Raw genomic sequence first — 10,654 nt, forward strand, 5'->3', positions numbered from 1 at the left:
GAAAAATATGTCGGATCTAAAAATGAATAAAGAAGACGGTGTTGAAAGCTATGAATTTGCAACCCCTGAAGCAATCGAAGAAGCATTGAAAATCGGGAAGCTTAGTCAAACGGTTTTCGGCATGGGTTGCTTTTGGGGACCGGATTCTAATTTTGGAGGGACGCAGGGAGTAGTGCAAACACGTGTTGGCTACGCTGGAGCATCAACTCTGGATCCGAGTTACCGCAACATCAACGGACACGCCGAAGTCGTCAGAGTGATCTACGATAAAGACCAAATCAGCTACAGGGAACTTCTTGGAAGTTTTGAATCATGGTCTGTTCATGGTAGAAAGCAGGGCCAGTATCGCCAGATACTTTTTGTTTTTGATCTGGAGCAAAAACAAGTAGCTGAAGAACTGATTCAAGCGATTGGAAAGGAGAAATCTCCCGAGGTGATTGAGGCCGGAGAACAAAATGGTTATTTTTGGCCCGCCGAAGATTACCATCAAAAGCATCGTCTTCGCAGAAACAAACAGCTTGTAAGTCTTGCAGAAGTAGATTTCGGTCCTCGCTGGGATGAACATCTGTATTTTACTAAATTAAATAGTACCGATAGAAAAGGCTTCAGTCTCTCAAGCTGGCTAAAAAAGTTGTCTCCGGAAATGCAGAAAGCTTACCGAATCGGTTAATCTGAAATTGCAGCTGGCTAAAGAACTCTATTTTCTATATGTAAAGAATGTGACGATCTCCTTCACATGGAGTCCAAGAGAGCATAAAAAATCTGTGTAAGTCGCATTACCCATGTATTTGAAAGGAATAAATAATGCCAATATCAGACCAGCTTATCGACCGAAGCAAGACCTCAGTTTTTATGAGGTCTTGAGATCAGCGCAGCATGAACAGATCTCTTACAGTGTGGCGAACACACTGGTTTGATTGCGGCCTTGGGTTTTAGCTTTGTATAACATCTGATCGGCGACTTCGAGCAACTGCTTTTTGTCGTCAAATAAATCAGCGCTGGCCAAACCTATGCTGACCGTTAATTGTCGTAATAACCACTCATGGTTAGCCACTACCAGCCTTAACTTTTCCAGTGTTTTATTTGCGGACGCTGTGTCTGTGCCTGGCAGGATCAGCACAAACTCTTCACCACCATAACGGGCGAAAAAGTCATAGTTCCTGCTATGGCGCTGAAACAGAGCCGCGACTTGACTCAGTGCCTCATCTCCTGCGGCATGACCATAGCTGTCGTTAAAACTCTTAAAGTGATCAATATCAATCAATGCCAGTACAAAAGATTGTCCTGTTCTTTGCCAGCGAGCAAATTCAGCTTCAAACTTGAGGTCAAAAGCTCTTCTGTTGTTCACCCCTGTCAGCGCATCCGTCATGCTGGTATTATGTAATTGTTCGCCGACTTTTTTCAGCTCCAGTATGGCGATCACTTGTCTGGACAGAGCCTGCAAAGAGCTTATCTGCCGCTGGTTCAGCTGCTTAGGAACATGATCATAGACACAAATAGTACCAATCACTGCACCTTCGGGATCAATCAGCGGCGAGCCAGCATAAAATCGGTAGCCAGGTCCTGAAATCACCATAGCATTGGTACTGAATCTGTGATCTAAAGTAGCGTCAGGGACCACCATTACCGCATCAGGTGTTTCCATTGCATACACGCAAAAGGACTCTTTAATTAATACAGAGGTACGCGAAATACCAACTTTTGCAATTAGATTCAGCTTTGTGTCATCGGTTCGCGTCACCATAGCCACTGGTGCATCACAGATATAACACGCCAGTTCAGTGATATCCCGCAGGTTCTGATCTGCTTCAGCAGGTGCTTTTAGTGTGGTTTCTGCACTAGCTGTTTGAGCTAAACTAAAGGTCATGTACTTCTCCGTTTTTCTACTGCATTTTTCAAAGATCCTGCATAGAAAAATGAATTAAATCGTTGATTTAACTCTAGCATAGATCTGTCAGACTTGAAGTTATCTCTGTAGCAATGGTATTGTTTTGTACAATATTCGCCTGCTTGATTTGAGTTTTAGCTGTATTTATAAACTTTTGGCTTTTCCGGTCGCAGGCTCTATAATTTGCTCGTTTAAATCCAACTCTTCGTCTAACGTCATCTATTTAGTGTGCATGCGGCCTCCGGAGCATTTTCCGTGGCTTATTTTACCGAAGCATCGGGATTGCTAAATAGAGCTGAACGCTGTAATGCGCTTTCGAACTGAGCTTTCCGTAACTTCGGCATTAGTTCATGTACCTTGCTTACTGGATGTTGGTTGACGCGCAGCAGCACGTCCGTCAGATAATCGTAAACGTTAATAGCAGTGTTGACCTTGCTTTGAATGACGCCAACATGCTTAGCACCAAGCTCCGTTCAGCAGAATCACAGCCAGTTTTTCAGTTATCCCAAGTGTCACTCTCAGATTAAAGGCCGCCATACCGGATGTAGTGCCAACAAGAAAACTAAAACACAACTTCGCTGATCATCGCTGAGTGTTTATAAATCGTCTCCCATCACCGGTATCGATAAGCAGATAAGCCTGGTTATGCCATTAGCAGTTCTTGAAGCATTCCTGCTTTCAATGTCGTCAACGTGATCACGATTTGAGTTGAGATAACGACTCTGTTGCTGAAGACTCTCAGTTAATTGCCACTCACCAGATTCAAGAACAGCACCCGCTAACTCGGCACATACTGTTGCAAAACCATAAAGCGCTTGATTATCGCGGGTAAAACGCAGCGGCATCGTCTGGCCTTTTACAAGAAGGGACCATTCCAAAACTCTGTACTTACCTTTTAATCGGTTACTGACAAAAATAGTTATACTTGTACCGCTGGCGCCAACAACTAAAAAGCTCGTGATAGCTAGTCCTATCAGAGACCATAACTCTGGTTTCCCACTTAGTAACAGTGGATTAGGCAAATGACTCCTCAAAACGAGATCAGCACCAAGGGTCAGCGCTGTTTTATACACTGCTTGTTCTAATAATGGAGTTGCATTGACCAGTGACGCAACAGCATCACAACTATAAGGTTCTAGAACTGCCGTAGCTCTCAACCATTCTGTTTCATGGGCAATCGCCAACAAATTTGACCAAATTCGAACCAGTGCCGCTATATGAATGGAGTTTTCATCAGTCAGGACGGTTTGATTAAGCTGCTTATCCAGTTCCTGATGCCAGTATTGGTATTGGCTTGTCAAAAGTACAAACAACTCAGATTGAAGCAACTTATTATTAGTTACCGGTCTTATCCTATTTGACATCTCATTGAATAGTTGTATAAATTTTTTGTCTGCTTGTTGCTCACGCTTTAGCAGATCTTGCTGTTGTTGAAGCATCTGTAAATCGTATTCAATGGCCTGCTTAAAAAGTGTGAGTAAGGAACAGTGTTGTGATGCCCGATCTGGGCTTGAAAAGTCCAACATACACAAAGTACCGAAAGTTTTTCCGCTAGGCCAAAGCAATGGCAGGCCATAGTAATAACTAAAGCCTGCTGCAAATGTTGGGTTATTGTTTTCATATCGGGTACCGATTGCATTTTCAACTAGTAATGGCTGGTTACTGGAAATGACTTGGGAACAATAAGTGTTAAGTGCCAATGGAACAGGTTCACCGCAATAAAAAGTTGGTACTGACACACTGCCAACAGCCTGACAAATTTCGTTTTTATCTAATCGATTAATCAGCACACAAGGCACTTCCGCGACTTGAGCCATCGAGTTTACAATGCCTTGCCAGCGCTCTAGGAGCAGAGCGGTTTCTATGCTCAAATCTACTGCCATTTGTTCCCTCAGTATTTAAATAGTCCCCTTTTGCATCATTCGATCTTGTTTATCTCAGAGTATCAAACAGGAAACAAAGTGATTGATGTCAATCAGGGAATTAGCAGCATTGATGCATTAAGCGGCGCACATACACTCTAAGTAAAGTGCTTAAGTCTGATTATGGCAAGAAATTGTTACTTTGTCAGGGATAGTCAACACTTTATTAGCGAGAGACTTGCTTGGCTGACATTTAAGACAAATCGCGAGATTCCAAATCTGCCACCAACAGTCGGAACTGAGTAACTCACTTGAGCTTTAAAAAGTAAAGCATTGAAATATTTATGGTATTTATACATCCTACCTAGCTCACAGCAGAGTTTAGCATCGTGCATTAATATGACCTTACACTAAAAATACGTACTAGTTGACGTCTATCAAACTCGTTTACGAGATAGTGTAGTGGTCGACAAATTTTGGCCACATCGTTATTGCCTAATAACCGATGCTCTCTTTAAATGCGAAATGAGTAGTGCACGCATTTTTAGCCTTTTGGCAAAACGTTGATGTCTCGAAATTTTCAAGCGCTGTGCCTTGTTTATTTTCAGAAACGTCTGCTTTCAGTGAGTTCCTGATGCTCGGGCGCTCTAAATTATGGGTATAGACAATCTGATTTGCCCTATATTTGCAGTTTTTCGTGAACCCTTAATTTCACAACTCTTTTAATCTGATATCCAAAGTCTGCATCCATACATAGCCCCTACGTAAACTGTCTAATAAGTCACATTATACGAACTATTGAGCATGTTATATCTATTTTACATGCTGTAAATTCAGTTCCATTAGTAAATAGATAAAAACCAAGGAGGCTTTATGAAAAATAAATAATGTGATCGTTGCCGGAGGGTGTTTTTGGAGTCTCGAAGACCTCCTTAGAAATCAGGACGGCGTGACGTCAACGAAGGTGTGTAGTGGCACTGAAATGGCGACTGCGCAAGACGTGAAGATGAGCTGTCTGATAGCAACGGATTATCAAGCAGAACCTTCTTAAATACAATTTATTCCACGCCAATACAGCGTGCTGTCTTTCAAATCACTAGGAGAAATTTATGTCACGTTTGAACACCCCTACCACAATCGACGCCGCGCCTACTGCTACCCATACCTCACTCAAGGCTGTGGAAAAACAACTGGGCCGCGTTCCTAACATGTTCCGCGTCGTTGCCAACAGCCCTGCTGCGCTGACTGGCTACCTGCAATTGAGCGCAGCATCAGCACAGGGCGGCTTGGGTACAGCGACTCTTGAGCGTATTGCCCTAGCCGTCGCTGAGATCAACGGCTGCGATTATTGCCTTGCTGGCCATTCCTTCCTAGGCCGTAAGGTGGCCAAGCTTGATGATGCTGAACTCACTGCCAACCGCAGCGGTGCATCAAATGACCCTAAGGCCGACGCAGCCGTGCGTTTTGCTGCCGCCGTAGTCCGCCAGCGCGGGCAAGTCAGCAATGACCAGGTCCAAGCGGTGCTGAACGCTGGCTACAGTGATGCACATGTAGTGGATATTCTGTTGGCTGTTGCCCTGAACACTTTCACTAACTACGTTAACGAAGTGACACAGACCGAGGTCGACTTCCCGGCCGTTCAACCACTAGGCATTGATGTCTAATCCATTGGTGCTCAACTACAGCAATTACCTAAGTTAGGTTCGACTCGAGTAAACATATAGTTTTTCTCAAGAGTCATATCATTTTAGTGGGCTACATAGAGTGAGTCCACATGGCTAAAAATAATTGGAGATATAAGATGACTATTCCCGAAATTGAAAATGGTGTCCAGACTACCAATATCCTTAGTAATAATCTCGGTGCAAAAGTCACTAAGTTTGGTATAGGTGGCATCTACGTTGCCATGACGATAATATATTTGTGGTTTGGTGGTATGAAATTCACTAGCTACGAAGCAAACGGTATACATGGTTTTGTTAGTAATAGCCCTCTGCTTTCATGGATGTATAGTTTCCTCAGCATTCAAGGATTCTCAAATTTTCTGGGTGTGCTTGAAATTTCAGTTGGCCTGTTAATCGCTGCACGAGTTTTCTCCCCTAAGCTCGCAATCTTGGGCGGTGTACTTTCAACCGGACTCTTTTTTACGACATTGTCGTTCATGCTGACTACACCCGGTGTTTTTGAGGCATCTCTTGGGTTTCCTGCGATCTCTGTGGTTCCTGGCCAGTTTTTGCTAAAAGATTTAGGCTTGTTTGTCGTGTCTATATTTATCGTAGGCACATCACTTACAGCACTGGAGCACAAAAACAAATAAGCCGCATCCGAAACAACTATAAGTTAGAGGGCCTTAAATTCTGCGGTATAGGTCTTGCAGTTCTTTTTAGCTGTCATAGGCACCTCGTTATGTGATTTTACTCACTTAGCGCGGTGTACAGAACTACTGGATCAGATCATTTTTTCGGGTTAACGGCCTAAGTGAAATAAATTCTGTAAACAGAAGGTCTCTTATAATCTGAAAGGCACATGGCTCTACTCTATAAGAGGACATTTATGAATACCTATCAAAAATCTATGAATGCGATTTCTGCTCTGACTAAGGAGCAGTATCGGGTGACGCAAGAAAATGGTACAGAGCGTCCAGGGACTGGTGAATTGCTAAAGAACACCAAGCCCGGCATTTACGTGGATATCGTGTCAGGTGAGCCTTTATTTGCGTCTTCTGCCAAGTATGAATCAGGGTGTGGTTGGCCGAGCTTTACCAAAGCGATAGACTCTGTCAACGTAATTGAAATCACTGATAGGTCGCACGGCATGACCCGCACAGAAGTGCGCTCAACTCATGGCGACAGTCACTTAGGCCATGTATTTTCAGACGGTCCCAAAGACCAGGGTGGCCTACGTTATTGTATTAACTCAGCGTCATTACGTTTTATTCCTAGGGAAGAAATGGCAAGTAAAGGTTACGCAGAGTATTTAGACCAAGTAGAGGACATTTAATTATGGCAATTGAACGCGCAGTATTAGCCGGTGGCTGCTTTTGGGGCATGCAGGATCTTATCCGCAAACGTCCCGGTATCACTTCAACCCGAGTAGGTTATACCGGTGGTGAAGTGGCTAATGCTACCTACCGCAATCATGGTAACCATGCTGAAGGCATTGAAATAATGTTCGATAATGAAATCACCAGCTATCGACAAATTTTAGAGTTTTTCTTTCAGATTCATGACCCTAGTACAGTAAATAGACAAGGTAATGACAAGGGCACATCTTATCGCTCAGCCATTTATTATACCTCTGAGGCACAGCATGCTGAGGCAGTAAAAACCATTGCTGACGTGGATGCTTCGGGATTATGGCCTGGAAAAGTAGTGACTGAAGTCGAACCTGCAAGTGATTTTTGGGAAGCGGAGGCTATGCATCAGGACTATTTGGAACTCCGACCAAATGGCTATACCTGCCACTTCCCCAGACCAGACTGGAAGTTGCCCTCATCTCAATGAGTTTGCAGCAGCCCACACAGACTTGCAATTTGCATACGACAACCACCCTTAATACAATCGGCTTAGGCGGTGGTTGTCACTGGTGCACCGAAGGCGTATTTTCATCACTTATTGGCATTGCTACTGTCAATCAAGGTTGGATCGCCTCAATTGGTGACAACGCTCAGTTCAGCGAAGCCATTGAAGTGGTTTTTGATCCGACTGTTATTTCTTTATCAACCTTGATCGAAATCCATTTACATACTCACGCGAGCACATCAAACCACTCAATGCGTGGTAAATATCGTTCAGCGATATACGCTTATGATGAGGTTCAGTATAACCAGGCTGTAAACATATTAGATGCCTGTAGAGCTGATTTTGAGCAGCCAGTCATTACTCAGGTTTATTTTTTTAAGGATTTTAAAGCGAATAAAACTGAGCTTATCGACTACTTTTATACAGCACCCAACAGACCATTTTGTCAAAGGTACATTCATCCAAAACTCACCTTCTTATTAGCACGTTTCAGCCACTATGTTGATACGCATAAATTGACAGAGTCAGGTGTAGAGTTAACATCGATATAGGCTGTGCTACTCTGCAAGTTCGAGCGTCATGATTACCAACTCTAGTAGTGGCATCGATCACACGAAAACTAAAACGATGTCACCGCAAACGAATGGGATCTGCGAGCAGTTTGATAAGGCGATCCTGAACGAGTTTTATCAGGTGGCTTTTCGCAACAAGTTAATCAAACGCTGGAGACGCGGCAAAATGATCAGGATGAGTGGCTGTCTTACAACAATGAACGAACTCATCAGGGCAAAATGTGCAACGGCAGAACGTCAGTTGAAACTGATCTGATCCAGTAGTTCTGTACACCGCGCTAAGTGAGTAAAATCACATAACGATACAACAACGTTACCCTACATAATCCCAAACTAATTTATCGTTGGAAACGCGAGTTATCCGTGAAGATGATAGAGCTTCTACGCGAGATCCTTTCCAACTGAGTCTGTTCGATGCTCTGTTATACCAATATCTTTGGAAACGCCCTTCGATGGTAGCTTGTTGCTTCTATCAACATTCATACACTTTTGTGAAAAAAATTTCCTGTGTATTTATCGGTATAGCATAAAGTCCATAATCAAATTAAAACGCTACCTAGTACAAAATTGCCTATTATTTAACCTTGACACTACCAATATGCACTGATCTGATATATATTGATTTAATGTATATTTTGCAGGCGATTTTTATGAAAAGTGCACTACTGCGGATCATCACCAACCAGAGGTAAGCGTAACGCCAACCACACCTTGCGGTGTGGCTGGTGATCAGTAAGGCAGGAGTTGCTGTAGTTTCTCTTGGGTGTTGGCTTTGGGTAGCTCGGTTAATAAGCGGCATAGGTAATCATACGGCTCCAGTCCGTTGATTTTTGAGGTCTCGACCAGGCTGTACAGTGCCGCACTGGCTTGTGCTCCCGTCTTGGTATTAGCGAACAACCACGCCTTGCGACCAATCACGAACGGTTTGATGGCGCGCTCCGCACGATTGTTGTCGATATTCAGACAGCCATCATCCAGATAGCGGACAAGCTTGGGCCACTGATTCAGGCTATACGTAATAGCCGCTCCCAGTAAACTTTCTTTCGTGACACTCTCGCTTGATTTATCCAACCAGCTTTTGAATTGCGCGAGCAACGGCTTGGCTAGCGTTTGCCTGGCTTCATATTTCTTATCAGGCGGCGCAGTTTTTAATTTACTCTCCAGCGCATAGAGTTTCTGGATATGGTTAAGGGCCACATCGGCCTTACCCGTTTTGCCTTTGCCCTGCGCTTTTTGGGCTTCGACGAACTTGCGTCTGGCATGCGCCCAGCAGCCGACTAAGGTTGCGTGGGTTTTCTCATATCCGGCATAACCGTCGACCTGCAGATAACCGTTAAACCCCGCCAGGAAGTCGGTGGGATGTTTACTGCTGCGACTATCCTGATAATCAAACAGCACGAGCTTGGGGCCGGTACTTTTTTCTAAGCCACAGCCATATACCCACATATAACAGGTGCTTTTCTCAACATCCAGCACATTAACCGTGGTTTCATCTGCCCACAGCACGGGCTGTTTCAGAAGCTCAGCTTTCATTAACGCCAGTAACGGTTTCAGTTTCTCTGCACAGCTTATCAGCCAGCGGCTCATCGTTTGACGGCTAAGCTCAATACCGGCCTGATTAAACAACTGCTCCTGACGATAAAGCGGTAAGCCATAGTGCATTTTGCTGCTGATGATTTGGGCAAGCAGACTCGGTGTGGTCATGCTCTTAGGGATAACCGCCGGTGGCACATCGGCAATTTTAATGTCGACCTTGGTGTCCGTGGTTTCACACTGCCGGCAGCTGTATTTCAGCCGCACGTTTCTGAGCACCCGGATTTGTGCCGGTACGAACTCGATTTGCTCACTGACTTCCTCACCCATTTGATGTAGCGCATGGCCACAGCAAGCACAGGTTTTATCGTCAATGTCATGGATAACATCAACGCGCGGCAGCTCAGGGGCAATCCGTGGGCGGCGTGGCTTAGCAGCTTTCTTAGCGCTCTCGGTCGTCTGAGTATCTGGCTCTGTCGCTACTGACTCGTCTTCAATAAGCTGTTCGGCCTCATTTAACACCTCGCCTTCACCTTCATAGGTTTCACTGCTGGGGCTAAATTTCTGGTACTTCTTCAGGTTGTAACGCTCCAGCAACTGCTGCAACTTGTCCGACAGTTGCTGGTTAACCCGCTCTAATTTGGCGATGCGTTTATCTTTTTGCGCCAGTTTGCGCTCAAGCTTTTGCGTCTGCTCAAGCAGCATTTTCTTGAGCAGTGCAACGTCATCAGGTAAGGTGTCTGGTATCTTTTTCATGGCCGCCATTATAACGGCCAATTTAGCTAAGTGCTTGGTAAGATTTAGATTGTTTTGGATGCGATCATAAGGATTTATAGCCGATCGTCATATCAGCCCACACTCTGGTAATGCAGTGGCTGATGGGCGGTGATTTTTTGGATATCGACACCTTGCAACAGCCAATGCCATTGCTGCTCGCTAATAGACAGTATTTTGCCAGGCATCTGCCGTGGCCAGCGGAACTTGTCTTTTTCAAGCCGTTTGTACCACAGGCAAAACCCGGTGCTATCCCAGTACAGTACTTTTAACCGGGTACGCTGCTGATTACAAAACACAAACAGTGCGCCGCTAAATGGCGAGAGCTGCATCTCTTGCTCGACCAGCAACGATAAGCCATTAATGGATTTACGAAAGTCGACCGGCTGTTTATGGCTAAATTTGCCCAACGCGCCAAAAATGTAAAGTTAGCTTTAAATTCTAAAATCACTCACTTGAATTCTCGTTCTCAATCAGCGCTTGCTTCCAATATTCTGGTTCAGC

The 10,654-nt window shown here is 44.5% G+C and carries 11 protein-coding genes and 1 pseudogene; 8 read left to right on the forward strand and 4 right to left on the reverse strand.

Annotation, left to right across the window (positions count from 1 at the left end; translation table 11 throughout):
- The first annotated feature begins 7 nt into the window (after positions 1–7).
- Complete coding sequence (locus M0413_RS07790; protein WP_001281573.1) at positions 8–670, forward strand: peptide-methionine (S)-S-oxide reductase MsrA; 663 nt, start codon at positions 8–10, stop codon at positions 668–670.
- Positions 671–889: 219 nt separating this feature from the next.
- Here the strand turns inward: M0413_RS07790 and M0413_RS07795 are convergent, their stop codons facing one another.
- A complete protein-coding gene (locus M0413_RS07795; RefSeq protein ID WP_002119794.1) occupies positions 890–1,867 on the reverse strand; it encodes a sensor domain-containing diguanylate cyclase in 978 nt (325 codons plus the stop codon).
- Positions 1,868–2,484: 617 nt separating this feature from the next.
- Positions 2,485–3,771: a GAF domain-containing protein gene (locus M0413_RS07805; RefSeq protein WP_000257537.1), complete on the reverse strand. Its 1,287-nt coding sequence runs from the start codon at positions 3,769–3,771 to the stop codon at positions 2,485–2,487.
- Positions 3,772–4,639: 868 nt separating this feature from the next.
- Between M0413_RS07805 and M0413_RS07810 the strand changes: the two genes are divergently transcribed.
- From M0413_RS07810 to M0413_RS07840, 7 genes and pseudogenes are all read left to right on the forward strand, one after another.
- Complete coding sequence (locus M0413_RS07810) at positions 4,640–4,801, forward strand: peptide-methionine (S)-S-oxide reductase (protein ID WP_223290059.1); 162 nt, start codon at positions 4,640–4,642, stop codon at positions 4,799–4,801.
- Positions 4,802–4,859: 58 nt separating this feature from the next.
- Positions 4,860–5,414 carry a carboxymuconolactone decarboxylase family protein gene (locus M0413_RS07815; protein ID WP_011711655.1) on the forward strand — a complete coding sequence of 185 codons (555 nt, stop codon included), beginning with the start codon at positions 4,860–4,862 and terminating at the stop codon, positions 5,412–5,414.
- A gap of 137 nt (positions 5,415–5,551) precedes the next feature.
- Positions 5,552–6,067: a YkgB family protein gene (locus tag M0413_RS07820; protein ID WP_011711654.1), complete on the forward strand. Its 516-nt coding sequence runs from the start codon at positions 5,552–5,554 to the stop codon at positions 6,065–6,067.
- A 236-nt stretch (positions 6,068–6,303) separates the two neighbouring features.
- Entirely contained in the window at positions 6,304–6,750 is a 447-nt protein-coding gene (gene msrB / locus M0413_RS07825) for a peptide-methionine (R)-S-oxide reductase MsrB (protein WP_011711653.1), read from the forward strand.
- Positions 6,751–6,752: 2 nt separating this feature from the next.
- Positions 6,753–7,253, forward strand: a complete 501-nt coding sequence (gene msrA, locus M0413_RS07830) for a peptide-methionine (S)-S-oxide reductase MsrA (RefSeq protein ID WP_011711652.1) — start codon at positions 6,753–6,755, stop codon at positions 7,251–7,253.
- A gap of 29 nt (positions 7,254–7,282) precedes the next feature.
- The gene (locus tag M0413_RS07835; protein ID WP_041413416.1) at positions 7,283–7,822 is read left to right on the forward strand and encodes a peptide-methionine (S)-S-oxide reductase; all 540 of its coding nucleotides are present in this window, start codon (positions 7,283–7,285) and stop codon (positions 7,820–7,822) included.
- A gap of 15 nt (positions 7,823–7,837) precedes the next feature.
- Positions 7,838–8,107: pseudogene (locus tag M0413_RS07840) on the forward strand (IS481 family transposase); the annotation flags it as partial.
- 465 nt (positions 8,108–8,572) lie between these two features.
- Here the strand turns inward: M0413_RS07840 and tnpC are convergent.
- Together tnpC and tnpB are read right to left on the reverse strand one after the other, a co-directional pair.
- Complete coding sequence (gene tnpC, locus M0413_RS07845) at positions 8,573–10,132, reverse strand: IS66 family transposase (protein WP_099458459.1); 1,560 nt, start codon at positions 10,130–10,132, stop codon at positions 8,573–8,575.
- A gap of 92 nt (positions 10,133–10,224) precedes the next feature.
- Positions 10,225–10,560 carry an IS66 family insertion sequence element accessory protein TnpB gene (gene tnpB / locus M0413_RS07850; RefSeq protein WP_192937895.1) on the reverse strand — a complete coding sequence of 112 codons (336 nt, stop codon included), beginning with the start codon at positions 10,558–10,560 and terminating at the stop codon, positions 10,225–10,227.
- Between the last annotated feature and the right edge of the window lie 94 nt (positions 10,561–10,654).

This window comes from Shewanella sp. 8A (genome assembly GCF_023475945.1).
In the GTDB taxonomy this organism is placed as follows: Bacteria; Pseudomonadota; Gammaproteobacteria; order Enterobacterales; family Shewanellaceae; genus Shewanella; species Shewanella xiamenensis.